Below are 20,041 nucleotides of genomic sequence, written 5' to 3'. Positions count from 1 at the left end.
TATGGTCAGATAAATATTCTATGTTGAGCAAACATTTGGATTCGAAAAATCATTCATATACCCGTCCTTTCCAAATAGTTTTAACAGGTATATAGTAATAAATCAATGTTGCCAGTGTACCAAATTGGAAATACAAAGGGAACAAGATACTAGACCAATATAATTTCTGTTGTTTTAAACGGTGAATGCCTGCTACTGCTACTAAGGTCTGGATAAGCATACTTCCTATCCATAAAAGAATAGATAGCCATGGCTGAGTTATTGCCAGTATCAAAAGTATAATCCAGAAGAAAACAGGTGCCAGCAACGGTAACCGGATATACCAGGGAGTTTGCAAGGCTCCATGTGCCCATCTCTTTCGTTGTTGTAGCCAGGCTGGTATGGTCGAAATTGGCAGTGTGAGGGCTAATGCCTCATGAGTATATACTTGTCGAAAGGTATATCGACGGTCCAATATCTCTTTGAATAATTGGTAATCTTCTGTAATTGAAAAAGGAATGGTTTCGTAACCTCCTGTAGCCTCATAACTGGCACGGGTTACCAGCATATTGTTACCCATAGCAGTAGCTGGAATCTGCCAGTGGGACAACTTTTCTATAATATACAATGCATATACCCAGTCAATGGCTTGTAGTGCTGTCCAGATGTTGGTATATGTAGGAATGGTAATGCCTGTAACAACCCCTACCTGACCTTGACAAGGTGCCAGCATGCACTGTATCCAGTGAGAAGAAACCGCGACATCAGCATCTGTTATCAGAAAATAGTCTCCTTGAGCTTGTTGGGCCAGATGAGCTAATACATTGGCCTTTCCTCTGGCATTACCCAGTGTGTTTGTGATGCGTAGAAGATGAAAGTTAGGTTTGTTGCAAATAAAGCCTTCTATCAGTGTATGTGTCTGGTCCTGAGAATCATCATCGCCAATCCATACTTCCCATTGGTCTCTGGGATATGTGAGTTGATCTATGGATTGCAGACAGCGGAGAATGGTGTGTTCCTCATTTCGTGCTGCAATCAGAATAGAGACCATACGCAAATTGTCATTTTTAGACAAATGTATAAGATTTCTTTTGTACCTGTATGTGTTATTTCAATAACTCAAATGTAAAGCCTTTCTCTAGGCAATGTTCAATATAGCGGGGTAGTACATGGGTAATGCGTTCTTCAGCTTTGACATTGTCATGAAAGACAATGATAGATCCATTTTCTGTAGCTTCTATAGTTTTTTTTAAGCATTTTTCAGGAGCCAGCTTTCTGTCGAAATCGCCTGTAAGCACATCCCACATAATAATCTCATATCCTTCCTGTTGAAGCTGCAATGCCTGCTTTTTTCTGATACGCCCATAGGGAGGACGGAAAAGTTTGGTATCAGTGGAGAGAAACCGCTGACAGAATTGAGTATTACGAATATACTCATCCTGAGGAGTCTTCCATCCGTTCATATGGTTAAAGGTATGGTTACCTAGTGCATGCCCTTGTAAACGTACCCATGAGAATACTTCAGGGTATTTACGGATGTTATCGCCTACACAAAAGAATGTTGCTTTCACTTGATATTGTGCCAACTGATCCAGAACCCATGTGGTCATACCTGGGATAGGACCATCATCAAAAGTAAGGTAAAGCTTCTTCTCCGTATCCGGTCTTCGCCAGGTAAAGGTTGGATAAAACTTTCGCAGCCAGGAAGGGGTTTTATGCCAGTACATAGTCTGTATAGTTTAAAAACAGTGGACAAGAATGGTATTAGTATATATGCCAGATCAGCATTAGATTTTAATTACAACACAACTGATATAATTACCATTGAAATTGTGCCGATTCTAACTTTGAACGGATAGTCAACTATGCCTCTGTTTATTGTTAAACTCTTAATTTTAAGAGGCTTACTGACAGCACAAAAATAAGGCTATTCTGCATATGTTACTCTGCAAAATAGCCTTATGTAATATTGACAAAATGATTCTATAATCTGAAGAGGGGAAAAATGTAATCTTAACCTGTTATAATCTGAAATTCAAATCGCAATGGGTCAAATTGTTGCAGTAACGTATGGATGAACTCTGGATTGTTGGCATAAAAATTCAGCATATTATCTGTCCGCTCCTGTAAGCTTCCTCCTGGAAATAATTTGTTTTTCAGTGTTAAAACTTGTTGAATACCAGTTTCCTGCTTTTGTTCTTCTGCTTTCCGAAGACGTTTTTCTATATTCTCTAAAGATGTTTTCGCCTTTTGCTTTTCTGCTCCTACAAATCCTTCCAGCGATTTGTCTAAGGTAACCGCTTTTTGTACAACTCGGTCAAATAACGATGTAAGATCCTGTATTTCTGTATATAAAGAGATAGGTTCTCCCACTGTCTTTTCCACATACTTTCGTTTTAGAGAGACCTCATCTGTAAATAGGTCAGCTACTGTCAGACCTGTTTTATCAAGTTTCTTTTGGGTGTTTTCGTTAAGGATTAGTGCAAAGTTTCTGGGCATTACAATTGGAAATGGTGTTCCTAGCTTATCGAACAGATCTTTAAGCTGTAACCAGTAAGCTACTTCTGCAGGACCACCAATATAAGCCAGGTTGGGAAGTATTGTTTCCTGATAGATGGGACGAAGTAAGACGTTGGGGCTGAAACGTTCTGGGTGCTGATCTATCATTTGTGCAACTTCTTCTTTTGAGAAGGAAAGTTCGGTATTTAATATTCGGAAACGACCATGATTGTGCACAATTCGTTCACGCATACCGTGATCTAAATAAAAGAAGTTGCTGTCACGTGCGTTGACTTGTGTTTTATACCCCAGACTTTCTAGTTTTTCAGATGTTTGATTAACAACAGTTTGGGTGACCTGGTCAAAAACATCTGCTTTGATTATTTGTCGGAATTCGCCCTTGAGTGTCGGATGATCTGCATCTATACAGAGCAATCCCTGATCACCAAACAGGTCTGTAACCCAACATCGTGTAGCATCTGCCAGGGTTTGGTAGGTTAGATAGGCTTTTTCGAATATGGGAAATTTGTCTGACAGTTGATCTAATACAGTTTGGATCTCTGTTGGATTCATCCGTCCTACAGCCCCGGTTTGAGTTGTTTCCCATGTGTATTTTTTACCAAACAGATTGAAGTAGCTGATTTCCTCAAAGTCATGATCTTCTGTTGCCATCCAATAAACCGGAACAAAATGATAATCTGGATATTTTTCCTGAAGTTGTTTCGCCAGATTAATGGTTGTCACCAGCTTATAGATAACATACAAAGGCCCACTAAAGATATTTAACTGGTGACCTGTAGTCACTGTAAATGTATTGGGTTGAAGCAGACTATCAATCTGCTTTTGAACTATATCGGAAGAATAGCCTGTATATTGTTCTTTTAATACCTGATGTAGAGCTTCTCTTTTTGATACATCAAAAGCACGGGATTGCAGGATCTTACCAAAATTATCCAGTGTTGGAAATGTAATGTAAAATGGGGCTAATGTGTTCTTTTGCTGAATATAATCTAGAAAGAGAGAAGAAAACTGATTAGTCTGTTGCAGAGATAAAAATTGTGTTGTCATTCATGTGGATGTTTGCGTGCGTAAATATAAAGGGATGAATAGATTTGTTGTATATGATTTTAATAAATGGTCTATTTGAACTATGTCGGGTAGATTATTTGTGTCTGCTGATAATTTACTAATATTGCCAAAACTGTAATCCGGGCTTAAATGGTTCGTTTTCTTCTGATTTACTGTTTATAAAATCCGACAGATACAGTTGCTTAAATCCGGTTTTTCACTCAAGTTACTTTTATTTTTATGCGTATTGGTGGTGTACCTGAGCATTTTAATCTTCCCTGGCGACTGGCTATTGAGGAAGGAATTTTTTCATCGAAAGGCATTGAACTGGAATGGACAGATTATCCAGGTGGAACAGGAGTTATGAATAAGGCCTTGCGGGAAGGAGAGCTTGATATAGCAACGATTCTTACAGAAGGTATTGTAGCAGATATTATTAATGGCAATCCTTCTCAACTTCTGAAAATACATGTGCAAACTCCTCTAAACTGGGGGATTTTTGTGAGTGAGTCTTCTGCATTTCAGCAGGTAGATGATCTAAAGGCAGCACGATTTGCTATCAGTCGGTTAGGATCAGGCTCTCAACTGATGGCTTATGTTAATGCCTTGCAGCGGGGATGGAATCTGGCAGACTTGTCAATGGTTGTACTAAATAATCTGGAAGGAATGCGTAAAGGATTGAGAGACAAAGAAGCTGACGCATTTATGTGGGAAAGAGTAATGACACAGCCTTATGTGGATAGTGGCGAATTAAGGCGAGTGGGCATATGTCCAACTCCATGGCCTGGATTTGTATTAGTAGCTCGTAATGAAGCTATTGCTAATGAGACTGAAAAACTACAGCTTATTTGTGATCTTTTTAATGAATTTGTAAGTGGTTTCAAGCAACGGACTGGTTTAGATGAGTTGATTGCTCAACGATATTCATTGCCACTGACAGATGTACAACACTGGATTATAGAAACAGAATGGGCTACTACTAATGATATTGAGGTTACTATGCTGGAAAATGTAATGGAAACTTTGCAAAAGGCAGGAACTATCACTGGAAAGATGCCTGCAAGTAAATTATTAGCTAATTTGTAAAAATGATTAACCCTATAAATTTTTCATAACTATCTTTCTTAGTTTGAGAGGCAAAATTACCTTTAACTGATATATAGTTCAGAATGACAGACAGTAATTTTTGTTCCATTATCTGAAATTATGATTATTATGCGAACATCCCACTTTGGAGAAAATACCTCCTGAGTGGGATATTTTTTATCTCTATAAAGATGTTCCCTTAGAATTAAAAAAAATTATGTAGCATACTGCCTACTCTTTATAAATTGCGGAAAAAGAATAGCTGTACATGCAACTGCTGGAAATTATAAAGAAGTTAGAAGGAAAAAGTGATCACCAACGGAGTGAATTCATTGAACAAACCCTTATTCGCTGGGGAATACCTTATGAAATACATCCCTATGCTACCGGAAGAAATATCTTGTTGCCTTCCGGGCGACCCCAATGGATAGGGATAAGTTCACATTTTGATGTAGTGAAAAATTCGCCTGGGGCTAATGATAATGCTTCTGCGATAGCTGTATGCCTTGATCTAATCCGACGGAACCAAATTAAACCATTAAAGTCTTTAGGGATTGGATTCTTTTTCTTTGATGAAGAAGAACGAAATCTGAAAGGTTCTACAGCTTATGTAAAGCAACTGGGAATCCATGGGATGACAGGGTTAATTAACCTGGAAATGGTGGGGCAAGGTGATCGTCTGGCATTATGGTCATTGACAGAAAAAAGCAAAGGGCGAGTTCTCAAAACGTTGGAAACTACAGCCAATGCTCACAATATTTTTACCCGCCGCTTTGATCGTATAGTTACCAACCAAGCTGATCATATGAGTTTTCAGAAAGCGGGTCTGGCTGATGCATTCTCCATAACCTGTATTTCTGAGAAAGATATTGAAGTAGCATGGCATTACTATAAAGCTCAGGAATTTGATGTAGACCAAGCTACTCTCTGGGAAATTATAACACAAGCCCCCTTATTTAAGCACTACCATCAACCTTCTGATCTTAGCGAACACCTTTCTGAAGAAAGCTTACAAATGACCTCAAATGTAATCTGGCAAACATTGCTCGCACTCGATAAATAAGTAGTATGGAACAATTGATAATAAATTTGGACTTGCCACCTCAGTCCCGGTGGGATTTTTTACAGAATTATCAGAGCGAGGTTGATGTATTGATTAGCTACTATCTGAAAGATCTGGGAGATGTGAGTTTTTTTCAAGATGCTATTGACTATTATAAATCAGCCTTTGTAAAAAAAGAATATTTGCAGGAAGTTCAAAGCATAGCAGCCTTTTCGCAGTTTTCGGAAAATGAAATCTTACTTACTAATCTGTATTATGATGCATTAAAATTCGTCTTTGGATGTACTGCTTTTGCTGTAACTAATGGAAGAAGTAACCTGCATGCCCGAAACCTGGACTGGTGGACAGAAAATGATGCATTGAAGAAACACACAAAAATTTTTCATTTTACACGCAATGGAGAGACACTTTATTCTGCTGTGAGCTGGATTGGTTTTGTGGGTGTGCTTTCAGGCTTCAAACCCGGCAAGTTTTCAATTACGTTAAATGCTGTTTCCAGTACAGAAAGTCCTAATCTGGCTCCTCCTGTTACATTGCTCATTAGAGATGTGCTAGAGAATGCTAATTCATTTGAAGAAGCGAAAGATATGTTGAGTAAAACAGAGATCGCATCTGACTGTTTATTGATGTTGGTAGGTACACAAGCTGACGAAATGGCTGTTATCGAACGGACGCCCAGAAAATATGCGTTGCGTTATCCTCAAAATGGTCATCTGATTGTTACCAATAATTATCGTGAGTTTGCCAATGGTGTGAAAACAGGTGATATATTACAGCAATCCTCCTGTGGTAGATTTGACCGGACAAATGAATTATTATCAATTAAAACTCCTGATACCGCAGCGGCTTGTCTGGAGATTTTGAGTGATATGCATGTAAAGATGGGAATTACCGTGCAACAGATGGTATTTGATTTGGAAAGTTCTTCAATTACTATACAATAAGGTATTAAAAACATTTTACCACTAAGCACAAACAACTATGAATTATCACTTAGACTGGCTGATTGAAAAATATGAAAATAATGAACGGTTAAAGTATGTCTTCTTCTGGGGACATCAACCCAGTAAAGATGGCTCTTTAAAAGAAACCTGTTTTAGCCAATGGTGGTTGTCGGCCTTTGAGGTAGACACTATTATATATCAAACTGCTGAACATTGGATGATGGCTCAAAAAGCTCGTTTGTTTAATGACAAAGAAACGCTGAAAAAGATCCTGATAGCAAATACTCCCGCTGAAGCCAAAAAGCTGGGACGAGAGGTTCGCAACTTTGATCCTGTTATATGGGATGAGAACAAGTATGCATATGTAAAAGAGGGAAATATCTATAAGTTTTCTCAACATCCGGATTTAAAAGAATATCTTCTGAATACAGGTGATCGTATATTGGTTGAAGCTAGTCCTGTCGATAGGATATGGGGAATCGGGATGGCTAAAGACAATCCGGATATTGAGAATCCTCGTAAATGGAAGGGTGAAAACCTGTTAGGATTTGCCCTGATGGAAGCAAGGGATGTGCTAGGTAAAGAATAAGTTTATATGTTTAAGAAAACGTTCTGTCATCTGTATTATCAGAATGACAGAACATTTTTATTTTTGTTTCCAGAATTGATGGAATTTACGCAATACAAAATGTCCTTTTTTGTATTTATAGCTTTTACCTCCAACTTCTATACGTGTTCCTGTTTTTATAGTCGTCAGATTGGTGAGATCAGTAGCGGCGGTATGTAAAGATCCTTTGGTTGTCACAGCCAATTGAATCAGGTCCGGCTGAATGCCTGTATTTTCTTCGTAGGTAGATCCACATACTATAATGTGTACGGGTCTCTTTATCTGAGAGAGCAGATCCATGTCTTTGATCGGACTGCCATTATCTGCAATAAGCACAAAAGATTGCACAGAAGGAAAAGTGTTTTGTGCATACAGAATAGCTTCAAGATTGTTCTCGGCGAGTCTGATATTTTGCTGTGTATTGCGTGATGCATCTATGAAGGTCGATAGCACATTGGCTTTTTCCCAATTGCGAATAGTGAACATCTTTCCAGAGGTCTGGTCAGGGATTGTTTCATGTCCAAGACTATCACAATCCGTAAAGAATACAGCTCCCAGAATGGATTTATTTCTTCGGTTTTTATCTAGCCAGGTAAAGAGTTCTGTTGCATATGGATACATACTGGACGTGAAATCACCCACAACAGCCACTGTGCGCCAGTTACTTTTATTTCTCTCCCATACTTTAGTTATTATAGAATCTGAAGTCAAAATTCTCTGTTCTATCCTTTTGCGTATATCCTCTTCAATTAGCTGATTGAGACTGATTTCCGGGAATACAATAGGATTCAGGAAGATTTTTTTTGTAATAAGAGATTCTACCGCATACCATGTTGGCGACTCTGTTTTGAAATCAGGATAATCTACTTTATCCGAAGAGTGTTGTATTGGCTGCAAAGCAATAGCTTTACTGATAGTATCTGCTAGTCTTGGCACAACAGATGGTAATGGTTTGGATTTTTTTGTCTGAGACTTGGGAGTAATTGAAATCGCTGAAGTTTTAGTAAGAGAAGTCTCTACAGTGTTTTTCTTCCAAATGAACCAACTAGCGAGTAATACCACCACACATGTAACACTTCCTATCCAGAGCCAGTTTGGGTGTTGAGGTATCTTATGAAGTTTACCCTGCATTTTCTCCCAATGTAGTTCTTCATAAGATGGTTGGATTTGTACCATTGCCTCTCTTACCAGATCATGTAGATGCTGCTCTTCCTGATTAGACATGATTTTTCTTCGCTTGTAAGGTTAATAATTCCCGTAATCGATTGTTGGCTTCACTTAGATGTGATCTGGACGTACTTTCTGCAATTCCTAGTTTTTCGGCTATTTCGCGATGTGAATATCCCTCCAGTACATACAGACTAAATACCATCCGATAGGGGGCAGGTAATTGTTGAACCTGTTTCAAGATCTCCTCTGCCGAAAGTTGTGCATACACATATTCCTCTCCGTATTCTTTTGTTGGATATATTCTGGCTTTCTCCAGTGACTTATTATTCCTTAGATGCTGATTACGCCTGTAATGATCAATGGCTGTATTCACTATAATTCTTCGAAGCCAGCTTTTTAGAGTATTGATATTCTGTTGTTTGCTTAAACTTTGAAATGCTTTCAAAAATCCATCATTCATAATCTCTACAGCATCATCCTGGTTGTCTGTATAGGCAATACAAATAGATAAGGCATAGCCATGAAAGTGCTGGTAGAACTGTTTCATGGCATTTTCATTGCCTTTTACACATTGTGTAACGATATGTTGTAAGTCTGGCTGAATAGACGATTTAGTAGAGTAAATTGTTTAGTAAGAAAAGCTGATCGATAGGTTGTTCTGTATTCAGTAACTATGAATATAACAATCAAATGATCAGCTATTTATATTTTATTTTAACATTCTTGTTCGGGATGATGTATTATCACCACTTCCCTTATTTAACTGTATATATCTGCACTTTAAATCAAGAGAGGCTGTTTGTATAAGTTCTTGTGGGACAGATGGTAGTTGTGTTGTAACAACAGCTTGAGAATTTCCGATGATAGCCCAGGATAGGGTTGGATTACTAGGAGTAGGATTGGCAACGACTTTACTCCAGCCTATCGTATATGAATCATACTCTCCTGTTGTTGTCATTTGAAAGTTTTGAGCAGATGTATTTTGAACCTCAAAGTCTGCATCCAATGTAGGGACAACATCAGGGATGGAACTATTGGTAAGAAATACCTGCAATTGCTCTTTCTCATAGAGTGTGCTTTGTGACAAATCCTTATCTAACGCGGTATACATCCAGAAATTATCTACTGACACATTGGGATAGGTTACATGAAAAGAGGAAATTGGTTGTTCTAGATGTGGGTGTCTTAGAATTCCATCTTCAAATACACCTTCAGATTTATTCTGGTGTATAATGCCCATAGAAACCAGTGACAGTCCGAAACCGGATTCTTTTACAGTAAGTGTTTTTGAAATACCTGTTTCAAACGCAGATAGATCTACTGTGTAGGTTTTATTGGCCTGGACGTTTTGTAATAAATAGTATTTATTGGGTTGATTGTCTGTAAATTCCAACCGCATCCTTATATTTTCAGAAGTCTGGTAAAGAGTTAGAGGATAAGACACCCCTGGTTGTAAACCTCCATTACCACTACTGTTTGAGACCAATCGAAAAACATTCGGTGGTATATTAGTTACATGAAAGGAAGCACTATAAGTAGGTGGAGCTGCAGGGACGCCATTATCCCATGTCCACTCACTACCTGTCTGCACATGTTTGGTTGTTATCAGATTATAAGAATTATAGGTGGCATTCCAGTATATATAGGTAATAGTTAACTCATTACCAGTATAATTCTCTGGCTTATCAAATGTAAGCGTTGTATTTGCCTGCAGTTCTTTATAGGAAAGTACAGTTCCGTTTTCATCTCCCACTACCACATATTTTTTATTTAGTGGGTCTGAAATAGTCTTTACCTCTAATGTAAAGATCGTTTCAGAGGTAGTACGGGCAGAAATATTTTCATCTTTACAACCACTGACAAGACCAAAAAAAGTACTGAGAACAAATAGGAGCAGTATGTGCTTGATAAAGAAATACATAGTTTTCATAATCGGAATAGCTAGTGAAACATATAGCCCCAGACGCAGTATGCAGAAGAAACGCTGGCAGGAAAATGAAAAATTTTAGAATATTATGAAAAATGTAGTTTTGCAGGCAGATAAAGAGTCATTATATAACCTGAATTAACCATATATGCTTTCGTTACCTCCTATTATACTAGCGTCTAATTCGCCCCGCCGACAACAACTGATGCGTGATGCCGGATTTACATTCAGTGTACAGTCTAAAAATGTGGCTGAAGATTTTCCTACGGATATGCCTTTACAGGATGTGCCTGTATTTCTTGCTGAAAAAAAAGCGACTGCTTTTGCCAACGAGGTTCAGGATGAGGTTGTTGTATCTGCGGATACAGTAGTTATTGTTCAAGGTCAGATTCTAAATAAGCCAGCGGATAAGGAAGAAGCCAAAGTTATGCTGAATCTGCTTTCCGGAAAGATGCACGAGGTAATTACAGGGGTTTGTATTGTATCGTCTCAGAAGAAAATTGTATTTTCAGATCGAACGGAGGTATATTTCAAAGCTCTGACAGATCAGGAAATCGAGTATTATATTGAAAAATATCAGCCCTTTGACAAAGCAGGTGCGTATGGTGCACAGGAGTGGATGGGGATGGTTGGAGTAGAGAAAATCATAGGTTCCTATTTTAATGTAATGGGATTACCCATTCATAAGGTATATGAGGTGTTACGAGAGTGGTAACAAAAGAAAAGCCCTTCCTGCTTTGATAAGGAAGGGCTTTGAGAAAGATTTATATTCTATCTTTATTAACGTAGTACTTTTACACTAATAGTGATAGTTCCTGTTCCGTTATTAGGAACAGAAGGAATATCATTAACATAGATCAGACCTTTTTGTCCATCAGAGTTTAAGAATGCATATGTACCACCTTTAATAACACTAATGCTTTTTGCAGAACTGGTAGATACTGATAATCCATTTAATACAGTTGCATCAGCAGACGCAAAATCGGTACCAACAGGAGCTGCTGCAAAATAGCTATCACGTCCACCTTTTGTTGAGAAGGTTGTACCATCACAGGTTGCTTCCGTGCTAAATTGGTAGGTATCTGAAGTTGCTTCTGGATTTGACATCAGAGTAGGAGTAATAGGAGCAGCCTTAGGAAGAATACGATATACAATATCAACATACTTTAAGTTTCCTTCTGCAGTTGTTCCATCTGCACTTGTTCCATTAGCCAAGTCACAAGAAGTATAAATAACACCTGAAGCAGATGCAAAACGTGATGCAGTAGCATCAGCTTGCGCTCCTAAAGTAATGTTATCCCATTGTGCATATGCTTCTGTTCCCCCTACAGTAATAGTTACATAGGTCGTTTTGTATTTATCACCGCTTTCGTCTACCTCGAAATACAGATACGTAGTTCCGTTAGTGTTTGGAGCTGTGTATTCAATTGTTTTTGTTTGTTCATCTGTATTTTTCAGATCAATTTTTTCAAAAGCTTCATTTTCTTTTGTACCAACAGTAGATGTTTCATACAAACGAAGTTTCTGAGGACGGTTGCCACCTGTTGCTTTCGTAATCTTCAAAGATAAGATTACCTTCTGTCCAGGAGCAACACTGTAATTGTTCTTGTTAGGAACTAATTCGATATTAACAGTACCATTGTTTTCAAATGGTTCTGTCTGATCCAAAGGATCTCCATCTGTAGAATCACAAGATGATAATAGGACCATTACAGGCAAAACATACGCTAATAAGCGTAATGGAAGTCGCATAGCTGTTGCAAATGAATAGTTTAAAAGTTTCATATCACTGTTTAAATTTGATGAAAAAAATACTTCTCATTCTCTTTTACGAGAGGTGCAAAAATAGAGTTACAATTATGAAAAATGAATAGTTGGCTACAGACTTGTAATGAATTAGTAGTTATTACAAATCTTAGTCTTTCATTAAATAGAATAATGCCACTTCGATAGAATGAAGTAACGGGGGATAAGTGTAAGTTTTTCTACAGTTTGTATATTGTTTATGAGGTTATGTCTACGCATGCCATTAACTACTAAATAAAGGGGGCAAGATAAATGAGTTGACCATGCAAAATATGATTATACATTTTGGTAAATAATCCATAATGAAGAATTTCATTCTTAGAAGTAGAGAAGAACAATGTCCGGGAAAAGGACAATAAATATAAGGGAACCTTTATTGAAAAAAGGATCGGCTTTAGCCGATCCTTTTTTATTTGTTCATGCATTATCTTTATAAGCTCTTTAAGATAACCGCTTCCATGTCACAATATCAAAATCATATATATGCTTCTCATCTTTCTTAAAAGATAAGTTATGGGCAATATTCCATTCCTGAGATGAGAATACAGGGAAAAAGGTGTCTCCCTCCAGTATCGTATGAACATGGGTCAGGTACATTGTATCTGCCAGCGGTAGAGCCTGAGTATAGATTTCACCTCCACCAATAATAAAGATTTCTTCTCTGTCAACAGCTGTAGCCTTTTGGATCGCTTCTTCCAGTGAAGAGACAATTAGACCTCCTGTAGCCTGGTAATCCGGATTGCGGGTAATGATAATGTTCGTACGATTGGGAAGTGGACGGCCTAACGATTCAAAGGTTTTACGACCCATAATGATAGGATGACCACTTGTGAGCCGTTTAAAATTCTTCAGGTCTTCAGGTAAATGCCAGATAAGCTGGTTATCTTTTCCCAAAACTCTGTTTTCTGTAAAAGCGGCTATAATGCTGATTTGCATACAATGAATGGATGTGGTTTGTCTACAAAGGTCAGGATATTTTGGTGTGGATTCCTAATTTTCCAAAGAAAGTATCATCTTCACAGAGATAGTAATGATATATCGTTAAGGAAGGGAGGCCACTCTTACCTGTTTACGATAAGATAATGGGCTTTGCCCTTTATTTTTTCTGAAAAATTTATTGAGGTGGCTTTCGTCTGTAAATCCCAGTGAATGAGCAATTTCATTGACACGCAGATCACTGTGTTTTAATCGGTTTTCTATTAACCGTACCCGGTAATTGGTAATATATTGTTGCAGGGTTTCTTCGGTATGCTTTTTAAAATAGCGTCCCAGATAGGTTTCAGAGATGCCAAAATGATCACTGATTGATTTTGCCCGGATTTTATCCGGCTCATAGATGTGCTGCTGAATATACTGCAGTATATCTATGATTTTTTCGTCTGAGTATTCATTTACCTTTTCTGGTAAATATTTGGCAATGTTTCGGGCTACTACTATAATAAGTGTATTCACCAGCTGGGTAATTAGCTCTTTGTTATTTATGTCCTGATTAACTTGCTCCCGTATAATGGCCTCTACTATCGGGCGAACCAGTGTTTTATCACTCTGATTTTTTAGTACACAGCCAGGTTCATGGCTGGCATTGTGGAGAATATATTCCAGTTGCTCTACATACTGAGGAGCCAGTCCGTTTTTCTGAAGATAAATGTCATTGAAGCGTAAAAAGAAAAACGTTGTCTGGGATCCTATGTCAAACTTGTGGCAGTCATTGGGAGTAAGGAGAAACATATGGTTCTCATGATACTGGAACTTGTGTTCATTGATACACTGCTTGCCAGTACCTGATAAAATATAGACAAGTTCAAAAAATGTGTGTTTGTGCTCCAGTTTGGGACATTCGTCCAGGGTTTGGTAGACTATTTCAAACGGTTGGTAAATACTCTCTTTCTGCATTACACTATCAAATTATGTGTTCAAGTTCACTATGCCTTTCTGCAAAGGGCAACAAGTAGTACAAATATACCAAAAAAGAGAAAATAAATACCGTGTATTTGGTTGGTATTGGTAGAAATTTGCATTGCAATTACGAAACAAAAACAGATAAATACATGAAAGCAATTATTTTAACAGAGTCAGGAGGTGTCGATACCTTAACCTATACTGAGGTGGCTATTCCCCAAATTACAGATCATGAAGTATTGATTCAGGTCAAAGCTATCAGCATCAATCCCGTTGATGTGAAAACCCGTGCGGGCAAAGGCGTATATGGTCGACTAAAGACTATATCACCATTGATTATTGGCTGGGATATATCAGGCGTTGTAGTGAAAACAGGAAATCAGGTCACTAAATTCAAAGAAGGTGATGCGGTTTTTGGTATGGTGAATTTTCCCGGACATGGACAGGCCTATGCCGAGTACGTAGCTGCTCCTGAATCTCATCTGGCACTAAAGCCCCAAAATATTTCTTTTGAACAGGCTGCTGCTTCTACATTGGCTGCTCTAACTGCATGGCAGGCGTTTACCAAACAAACTACCATACAACCGGGGCAAAAAGTACTGATTCATGCTGCTGCCGGAGGTGTCGGACACTTTGCTGTACAGGTTGCCCGTTACCTGGGCGCACATGTAACCGGAACCGCATCTGCTGCCAACAAAGCTTTTGTCTTAAATCTAGGCGCAGACACACACATTGATTATCGATCTCAAAAGTTTGAAGACGTGATTTCAGACCAGGATCTGGTACTGGATGCTATTGGAGGGGAGAATATAGACCGTTCGCTACAGGTAATAAAACATGGGGGCACATTGATCAGCATTCCTTCCGGATTGAATGAACAGGTTGCAGAAAAAGCCAAAAGCAAAGGTATCAATGGATTCTTCTTTTTAGTACAGTCCAATGGAGAAGATATGCAGCAGATTGCCAAGCTTTTAGAAGAAGGTATTATTCATCCGTATATATCGAAGGTATATGCCTTTTCTGAAATGAAAGATGCCCATCTACAACAGGAAACGGGTGGAACGCGAGGTAAACTGGTAATACGAGTAAACTAATTAGTATGCCTGTTCACCAGAATTGGCTGTATGGGAAAGGTAATTACTTTAAAAAACAAGAAATAAGAGTGAGTATGAAAAAGTTAGTAGCGTTAGTCATTTTTTTACTGAACGGGGAGGTCTACGCACAGAAAAAAGCTGAAAAGCAAGTGGCACATTCTCCAGTTATAGAAACAGTAGCTGAACTACCCATCAGACCGGGAAATGTAGCTGTTTCAAAGACAGGAAGAGTTTTTGCTACGATCCATTCCCTGGGAAACAGAAACATTCAGATGATTGAAATTAAAGGAAAAAACAGTTATATCCCTTATCCAAGTGCTTCTTATCAGAAAAATGAAGGGCCTGCCAGCGATGATGTCATTGATTCCCCTTTAGGGTTATTATTTGATAAGAAAGATAGGCTGTGGGTAATTGACATGGGGCAGGAACTAGGTAAGACACGTTTGTGGTGTTTTGATATACAAACGAATAAAGTGCTCAGAAAGATAACATTGCCTGAAAGCATTGCTCCTAAAGGTAGCTTTATACAGGATTTGGCAATAGATGCTGAGAACGACTGGGCCTATATGGCAGATATTAGCAGCCCCGGTATTATTGCTCTGAATCTGAAAACGGAAAAAGCACGTCGCTTTGGTAATGTATCCGAATTGAATGCAGAAGATATAGATATGGTAATTGACGGGAAGCTTATCTATTTCGGGGGAAAGCCTGCCAGAGTTGCCATAGATCCGATTTCGCTAAGTTCAGATGCAAATACGTTGTTTTTTGGGGCAATGAACGGAAGAACATGGTATAAGCTGGATGCATCCCTGTTTCGCAGAGAAGCGGATGATTCTACCATTGCAACCAGTATTACAAAAGTAGGAGAGAAGCCAATAAGTGATGGAGCTACAACTGACCAGAATGGCAATCACTACTTTACCAATCTGACACAACATGCGATCAGTAAACTGGATATCAAGGGAAATCTTACTAATATCATTATGGATGCCAGGTTAAAGTGGCCGGATAATGCTTACCTGGCACCTGACGGATATATTTATATTGCAGTGAACCAGTTGAATACTACTCCAGCCTTCACAGGAGGCAAAGATGAAGGCACTCCTCCTTATTTTATCTATCGGTTCAGATATAACTTTAAATAAGATTGAAAAAGTAAAGGGTACATTATTGTTTAATCCATAACAGTACTTTTTGTATAGGTTGCCTGATTTCTGCTGGTTATATTTTCTAGTAGAAACCAGGCAACTTTTTATAAAATGCATAGTAGATTGCGCGTAAAGAAAATTTGTTGGAGTTTCGCCATTTATTAGCTCCAGACTGCCATTCTATTTTATGATCGGATTACTTACAAGTACAGGGACAAGTTTATTGGGTATTAACAGGGTACAGGAGAATATTTTAGCGAAACCTATTCAATTTACTGAGTATGCAGTAATTTTTGTAAGTGAGGGAGAGGGTACCTTTTATTCTGACTTTGGATCATTCCCTTTTCAAGGCCCTGTTCTGTTGTTTGCTACACCTTTGCAAATGATCTATATACAAGAAAAAAGCAAGGTTCAGTACACATTACTTCAGTTTCATGGGGATTTCTATTGTATTGAATACCATCGTGAAGAGGTCGCATGTAATGGCTTGCTTTTCAATAATATCTACATATCCCCATTCATTAAGCTTACTGCTGCTGATCATAGTAGTTTCAATATACTAATTGATCAGATAGAACAGGAGCTTTGTGTATCGGTTCCATCAGATATTGTTCTAAAGTCCTACCTGCAATTATTTCTGGCTAAATCAAGCCAAGTAAAAAGGCGTGAACTGGTAGATGGTAGCGTTCATACTATCAGAGATGAACAAATGGAGTTTTTTAAACAGATGCTTGAGGAAAACTTTCTTACACTCAGAAAGCCTAATGATTATGCCACATTGCTTTCAATGCCACCTAATACACTTACCAAACGGTGTACAAAATATTTCAGAAAAACACCTTCTCAACTCATCATTGAACGACTCATTCTGGAAGCTAAGAAACAGTTGCATCTTACCCGCAAAAGCATCAAAGAAATAGCCTATACTCTTAATTTTGAGGATGAGTTTTATTTTAGCCGGGTCTTTAAGAAATATACAAACGAGTCTCCTCAAAGTTTCAGAGACAAAACGGGTATATCTATAGTGGCAGATTTGCACAGGTAATATCCTTTTTTGTCCATGTCATGGGGTGGTTGTGTGATGTAGTTTTGTATCAAACAAATTCAGATATGAAACACTCAGTCATCACAGCCATTGCCAATGTAGAGGGGGTGGCTAAAAGCACAGTTCGTTTTGGGATAGTACTTGTATTTTTATGGATAGGCGTCCTGAAATTTTTTACATACGAAGCGGATGGGATTGTCCCTTTTGTGGCAAATAGCCCTTTCATGGCATTTTTTTACAACACGCCTTCTGAATATAAACCCCACATAAACAAGGAAGGTGAATTCGTTGCTGCCAATCACGCCTGGCATGAACGAAACAATACATACGGGTTTTCCAAAGGCCTGGGAGTATTTCTTATCGCGTTGGGTATTCTGGTAGCACTTCACAGAGTGGCTCCTTTATGGAGTGTGACAGGCAGCGTTTTGGTCTTTCTTATGACAATGGGTACACTATCATTTTTACTTACCACGCCGGAAACCTGGGTACCATCTCTTGGAGACAGTGATCATGGATTTCCCTTTCTCTCTGCCAGAGGCAGGCTTGTTATAAAGGACATTGTGATTTTGGGAGGTTCTTTGATTACTATGAGTCAATCTGCTCAGCTATACCTTACCAAAACTACTACTAAACATTAATCAATAAACCATATTCATATGAAAACCATTGATGTACCTGTAAGAGAACAGGTAAGTGCTCAGACACAGGAAATATTTGACAAATTAAATAAGAAGATGGGACGGGTGCCCAATCTATATGCAACCATAGGTTATTCAGATAATGCTCTCAAAGGTATACTCGACTTTGAAGATGCATTCAGTCATGGAGCATTTACTCCAAAAGAAAGAGAAGCGGTTAATCTGGTTGTATCGCAGGTTAATAACTGTAGCTACTGTCTGGCTGCCCATAGTATGCTGGCTGGCCTTAAAGGTTTTTCCTCCGAAGAAATTATGCAGATAAGAAAAGGCCTTTCTGTAAATACCAAACTACAAGTAGTGTTACAACTTGCCAAATCCATCGTTGAGAATAAAGGCGCTGCTAAGCCTGTTTTAAAAGAAGCTTTTTTTGATGCAGGGTACAACGAAGCAGCTTTGATAGAGCTAATCGGACTAATCACAGTAAGAACATTCACAAACTATGTGTATGCCCTGACAGACATTCCAGTTGATTTTCCGGCTGTTCCTGCATTATCGTAATTCGATGGCTGGTTAGAAGGTTTATCGTATCCTATTTTTAATCTTGAGGGGCTTAAAAAAGGTACTGATTCAAATGGATGTCCGAATCAGTACCTTTTTCCCATAAAAACTATGAGGCAGGCTCTCGTGACTACATATCTTAGATGTGACCTTATTTTTGCCTTGGAATTAGCCAATAGTCTTTTTGCCTACCATCTGTATATTGTACTCCGGACGGCAGGAATACAGCATTCTGTTCAAGCATTACCCGAAGTTCTTTATTATTCCATTCGGGTAGTTTTACCTTGGCATTTAATTCAATGGCATATAGGGTATTGTACTTTAATGTATACTCACCTGAACCAGGCACTCCATTCTGCATATCCCACATACCAATGGCTGGTCCGGCTGCATGACCATGATAGCCTATCGGGTGAGAGTAAATCTGAGGGACAATCCCTTCTTTTTTTGCCTGAGCAATGGTTTCTGCCAGAACTTGATTACCTGTTTTACCTTCTTTGTAATTGCTGGTCAGAATATCCTGAAGACGATTTCCTGTGGCAAGTGCTTTCTTCAGATAGACTGGTGCGTCTTTCTCTCCCGGTTTCAGTACATAGGCAAGTTCCTGGACATCCGTATTGAGGCGCAGATAACTAATTCCAAAGTCAATATGAACCACATCACCAGGCTGGATAATATCAGCTGTAGGTCGCTGAGCAAAGGATCGATTGGCTTCCTTGTTATTTTCATCAGGTCGTTGCACATCTACAGTGGGATGAAACCATGTATCCAGTTTCAGCTCCTTGATACGTTCACGATACCACCACACCACATCTTCTGTAGTAGTAATGCCGGGATGAATTACTTTTTCGGATAGTCCTTCCGCAATGATTAAATGGCCCATTCTGCAGATCTGCTCATAAATTGCCAGCTCAGTGTTGGTGCGAATTTGCAGCCAGTCTACAGCTAGGCGTTCTGCAGACACCATAGTGGATTGATAGGCTGATGAAAGTTTCTGTAACAGGTCTGTGTACTCTGTATGGGTAATTCCATCTGTATGTCCAAATACAGAGGATTGGTTAATAGCAATCTTTTTGGGTTTCCTTTCTTCAATAAGCTGGGTAAGCCGCTTCCATTGGTCAGGTTCCTTTTCAGGGTTCCAGGCACTTTTGAAGGTAGTACCTACATTATATCTTGCCACCGCCAGACATTCTATACCCTCATTGCCACCTTTGTCAAACACGACAAGCATAGTATGCCGACGGGCCGATAACCAGGTAGAAGGTAACATTGTACGCAATACCGGATCTTCATTGTATTCCCTTCCGATGATCAGCCACATATCTATACCTTCACGACGCATGAGCCCTGGTAGCAGATTTTCGATGCGTTCCTGTAAAATACGGTCTTCCACTGCTGCCCGTTCTCGGAGAGTCAGAATGACTGGCATGGAAGATTGTGCATATACAGTATGTAAAAAGAATAGGGTTAAGAAGGTCAGGTAAATTTTCTTCATATATGGTTTTGAGTT

At 38.8% G+C, this 20,041-nt stretch carries 20 protein-coding genes; 10 read left to right on the top strand and 10 right to left on the bottom strand.

The genetic code is table 11. The annotated features are described in order from the left end of the window. Nucleotides 1-49: 49 nt before the first annotated feature. From QNI22_RS16620 to bshC, 3 genes are all read right to left on the bottom strand, one after another. On the bottom strand, nt 50-1,054 hold the full coding sequence (locus QNI22_RS16620) for a glycosyltransferase (protein WP_314512276.1): 1,005 nt from the start codon (nt 1,052-1,054) through the stop codon (nt 50-52). A 31-nt stretch (nt 1,055-1,085) separates the two neighbouring features. Next, complete coding sequence (locus tag QNI22_RS16615) at nt 1,086-1,706, bottom strand: polysaccharide deacetylase family protein (RefSeq protein WP_314512274.1); 621 nt, start codon at nt 1,704-1,706, stop codon at nt 1,086-1,088. 286 nt (nt 1,707-1,992) lie between these two features. Continuing rightward, nucleotides 1,993-3,546, bottom strand: coding sequence for a bacillithiol biosynthesis cysteine-adding enzyme BshC (gene bshC / locus QNI22_RS16610; protein WP_314512272.1), 1,554 nt, complete (start codon nt 3,544-3,546; stop codon nt 1,993-1,995). Between the two features lie 240 nt (nt 3,547-3,786). Here bshC and QNI22_RS16605 point away from each other — a divergent pair, with 240 nt between their 5' ends. From QNI22_RS16605 to QNI22_RS16590, 4 genes are all read left to right on the top strand, one after another. Further along, nucleotides 3,787-4,632: a substrate-binding domain-containing protein gene (locus tag QNI22_RS16605; protein WP_314512270.1), complete on the top strand. Its 846-nt coding sequence runs from the start codon at nt 3,787-3,789 to the stop codon at nt 4,630-4,632. A 268-nt stretch (nt 4,633-4,900) separates the two neighbouring features. Further along, a complete protein-coding gene (locus tag QNI22_RS16600) occupies nt 4,901-5,695 on the top strand; it encodes a M28 family metallopeptidase (RefSeq protein WP_314512267.1) in 795 nt (264 codons plus the stop codon). Nucleotides 5,696-5,700: 5 nt separating this feature from the next. Next, nucleotides 5,701-6,639, top strand: a complete 939-nt coding sequence (locus tag QNI22_RS16595) for a C45 family autoproteolytic acyltransferase/hydrolase (protein ID WP_314512266.1) — start codon at nt 5,701-5,703, stop codon at nt 6,637-6,639. Nucleotides 6,640-6,676: 37 nt separating this feature from the next. After that, complete coding sequence (locus tag QNI22_RS16590; protein ID WP_314512264.1) at nt 6,677-7,228, top strand: NADAR family protein; 552 nt, start codon at nt 6,677-6,679, stop codon at nt 7,226-7,228. A 57-nt stretch (nt 7,229-7,285) separates the two neighbouring features. Here the strand turns inward: QNI22_RS16590 and QNI22_RS16585 are convergent, their stop codons facing one another. From QNI22_RS16585 to QNI22_RS16575, 3 genes are all read right to left on the bottom strand, one after another. Beyond that, nucleotides 7,286-8,470 (bottom strand): hypothetical protein, encoded by a 1,185-nt coding sequence (locus QNI22_RS16585; RefSeq protein ID WP_314512262.1) that lies wholly within the window; start codon nt 8,468-8,470, stop codon nt 7,286-7,288. Beyond that, complete coding sequence (locus tag QNI22_RS16580; protein ID WP_314512760.1) at nt 8,463-8,999, bottom strand: RNA polymerase sigma factor; 537 nt, start codon at nt 8,997-8,999, stop codon at nt 8,463-8,465. Before QNI22_RS16580 ends, QNI22_RS16585 begins: the two co-directional genes overlap by 8 nt. A 126-nt stretch (nt 9,000-9,125) precedes the next feature. Beyond that, nucleotides 9,126-10,337 carry a hypothetical protein gene (locus QNI22_RS16575; RefSeq protein ID WP_314512260.1) on the bottom strand — a complete coding sequence of 404 codons (1,212 nt, stop codon included), beginning with the start codon at nt 10,335-10,337 and terminating at the stop codon, nt 9,126-9,128. Nucleotides 10,338-10,491: 154 nt separating this feature from the next. Here QNI22_RS16575 and QNI22_RS16570 point away from each other — a divergent pair, with 154 nt between their 5' ends. Further along, nucleotides 10,492-11,058 (top strand): Maf family protein, encoded by a 567-nt coding sequence (locus tag QNI22_RS16570; protein ID WP_314512258.1) that lies wholly within the window; start codon nt 10,492-10,494, stop codon nt 11,056-11,058. Between the two features lie 65 nt (nt 11,059-11,123). Here QNI22_RS16570 and QNI22_RS16565 read toward each other — a convergent pair whose 3' ends face one another. The 3 genes from QNI22_RS16565 to QNI22_RS16555 form a co-directional block, all read right to left on the bottom strand. Continuing rightward, nucleotides 11,124-12,128 (bottom strand): hypothetical protein, encoded by a 1,005-nt coding sequence (locus QNI22_RS16565; protein WP_314512255.1) that lies wholly within the window; start codon nt 12,126-12,128, stop codon nt 11,124-11,126. A 462-nt stretch (nt 12,129-12,590) separates the two neighbouring features. Further along, a complete protein-coding gene (locus QNI22_RS16560) occupies nt 12,591-13,085 on the bottom strand; it encodes a dihydrofolate reductase (RefSeq protein ID WP_314512253.1) in 495 nt (164 codons plus the stop codon). Nucleotides 13,086-13,190: 105 nt separating this feature from the next. Then, a complete protein-coding gene (locus QNI22_RS16555; protein ID WP_314512251.1) occupies nt 13,191-14,042 on the bottom strand; it encodes an AraC family transcriptional regulator in 852 nt (283 codons plus the stop codon). 155 nt (nt 14,043-14,197) lie between these two features. Here QNI22_RS16555 and QNI22_RS16550 point away from each other — a divergent pair, with 155 nt between their 5' ends. The 5 genes from QNI22_RS16550 to QNI22_RS16530 all read left to right on the top strand — a co-directional run bounded on the left by QNI22_RS16550 (nt 14,198) and on the right by QNI22_RS16530 (nt 18,531). Further along, nucleotides 14,198-15,142, top strand: coding sequence for an NADP-dependent oxidoreductase (locus QNI22_RS16550; protein WP_314512248.1), 945 nt, complete (start codon nt 14,198-14,200; stop codon nt 15,140-15,142). Between the two features lie 74 nt (nt 15,143-15,216). Then, nucleotides 15,217-16,287 carry an L-dopachrome tautomerase-related protein gene (locus QNI22_RS16545; protein ID WP_314512246.1) on the top strand — a complete coding sequence of 357 codons (1,071 nt, stop codon included), beginning with the start codon at nt 15,217-15,219 and terminating at the stop codon, nt 16,285-16,287. Between the two features lie 190 nt (nt 16,288-16,477). Next, a complete protein-coding gene (locus tag QNI22_RS16540; protein ID WP_314512244.1) occupies nt 16,478-17,335 on the top strand; it encodes a helix-turn-helix domain-containing protein in 858 nt (285 codons plus the stop codon). 65 nt (nt 17,336-17,400) lie between these two features. Further along, nucleotides 17,401-17,973 (top strand): DUF417 family protein, encoded by a 573-nt coding sequence (locus tag QNI22_RS16535; RefSeq protein ID WP_314512242.1) that lies wholly within the window; start codon nt 17,401-17,403, stop codon nt 17,971-17,973. Between the two features lie 18 nt (nt 17,974-17,991). After that, a complete protein-coding gene (locus QNI22_RS16530; RefSeq protein ID WP_314512240.1) occupies nt 17,992-18,531 on the top strand; it encodes a carboxymuconolactone decarboxylase family protein in 540 nt (179 codons plus the stop codon). Nucleotides 18,532-18,682: 151 nt separating this feature from the next. On the opposite strand, the gene QNI22_RS16525 is transcribed toward QNI22_RS16530, so the two are convergent. Beyond that, nucleotides 18,683-20,026, bottom strand: a complete 1,344-nt coding sequence (locus QNI22_RS16525; protein WP_314512239.1) for a M24 family metallopeptidase — start codon at nt 20,024-20,026, stop codon at nt 18,683-18,685. Between the last annotated feature and the right edge of the window lie 15 nt (nt 20,027-20,041).

The organism is Xanthocytophaga agilis (genome assembly GCF_030068605.1).
In the GTDB taxonomy this organism is placed as follows: Bacteria; Bacteroidota; Bacteroidia; order Cytophagales; family 172606-1; genus Xanthocytophaga; species Xanthocytophaga agilis.
The sequence above is the reverse complement of the archived record's forward strand: the minus strand, read 5'-3'. Positions and strand labels throughout refer to the sequence as shown.

Excerpts from the sequence above, each read along its gene's own strand:
- QNI22_RS16550 (WP_314512248.1), top strand. The coding sequence starts at position 14,198 with ATGAAAGCAATTATTTTAACAGAGTCAGGAGGTGTCGATACCTTAACC.
- QNI22_RS16605 (WP_314512270.1), top strand. The coding sequence starts at position 3,787 with ATGCGTATTGGTGGTGTACCTGAGCATTTTAATCTTCCCTGGCGACTG.
- QNI22_RS16545 (WP_314512246.1), top strand. The coding sequence starts at position 15,217 with ATGAAAAAGTTAGTAGCGTTAGTCATTTTTTTACTGAACGGGGAGGTC.
- QNI22_RS16595 (WP_314512266.1), top strand. The coding sequence starts at position 5,701 with ATGGAACAATTGATAATAAATTTGGACTTGCCACCTCAGTCCCGGTGG.
- QNI22_RS16585 (WP_314512262.1), bottom strand. The coding sequence starts at position 8,470 with ATGTCTAATCAGGAAGAGCAGCATCTACATGATCTGGTAAGAGAGGCA.
- QNI22_RS16555 (WP_314512251.1), bottom strand. The coding sequence starts at position 14,042 with ATGCAGAAAGAGAGTATTTACCAACCGTTTGAAATAGTCTACCAAACC.
- QNI22_RS16590 (WP_314512264.1), top strand. The coding sequence starts at position 6,677 with ATGAATTATCACTTAGACTGGCTGATTGAAAAATATGAAAATAATGAA.
- QNI22_RS16565 (WP_314512255.1), bottom strand. The coding sequence starts at position 12,128 with ATGAAACTTTTAAACTATTCATTTGCAACAGCTATGCGACTTCCATTA.
- QNI22_RS16575 (WP_314512260.1), bottom strand. The coding sequence starts at position 10,337 with ATGTATTTCTTTATCAAGCACATACTGCTCCTATTTGTTCTCAGTACT.
- QNI22_RS16535 (WP_314512242.1), top strand. The coding sequence starts at position 17,401 with ATGAAACACTCAGTCATCACAGCCATTGCCAATGTAGAGGGGGTGGCT.
- QNI22_RS16525 (WP_314512239.1), bottom strand. The coding sequence starts at position 20,026 with ATGAAGAAAATTTACCTGACCTTCTTAACCCTATTCTTTTTACATACT.
- QNI22_RS16560 (WP_314512253.1), bottom strand. The coding sequence starts at position 13,085 with ATGCAAATCAGCATTATAGCCGCTTTTACAGAAAACAGAGTTTTGGGA.
- QNI22_RS16615 (WP_314512274.1), bottom strand. The coding sequence starts at position 1,706 with ATGTACTGGCATAAAACCCCTTCCTGGCTGCGAAAGTTTTATCCAACC.
- bshC (WP_314512272.1), bottom strand. The coding sequence starts at position 3,546 with ATGACAACACAATTTTTATCTCTGCAACAGACTAATCAGTTTTCTTCT.
- QNI22_RS16600 (WP_314512267.1), top strand. The coding sequence starts at position 4,901 with ATGCAACTGCTGGAAATTATAAAGAAGTTAGAAGGAAAAAGTGATCAC.
- QNI22_RS16540 (WP_314512244.1), top strand. The coding sequence starts at position 16,478 with ATGATCGGATTACTTACAAGTACAGGGACAAGTTTATTGGGTATTAAC.
- QNI22_RS16530 (WP_314512240.1), top strand. The coding sequence starts at position 17,992 with ATGAAAACCATTGATGTACCTGTAAGAGAACAGGTAAGTGCTCAGACA.
- QNI22_RS16570 (WP_314512258.1), top strand. The coding sequence starts at position 10,492 with ATGCTTTCGTTACCTCCTATTATACTAGCGTCTAATTCGCCCCGCCGA.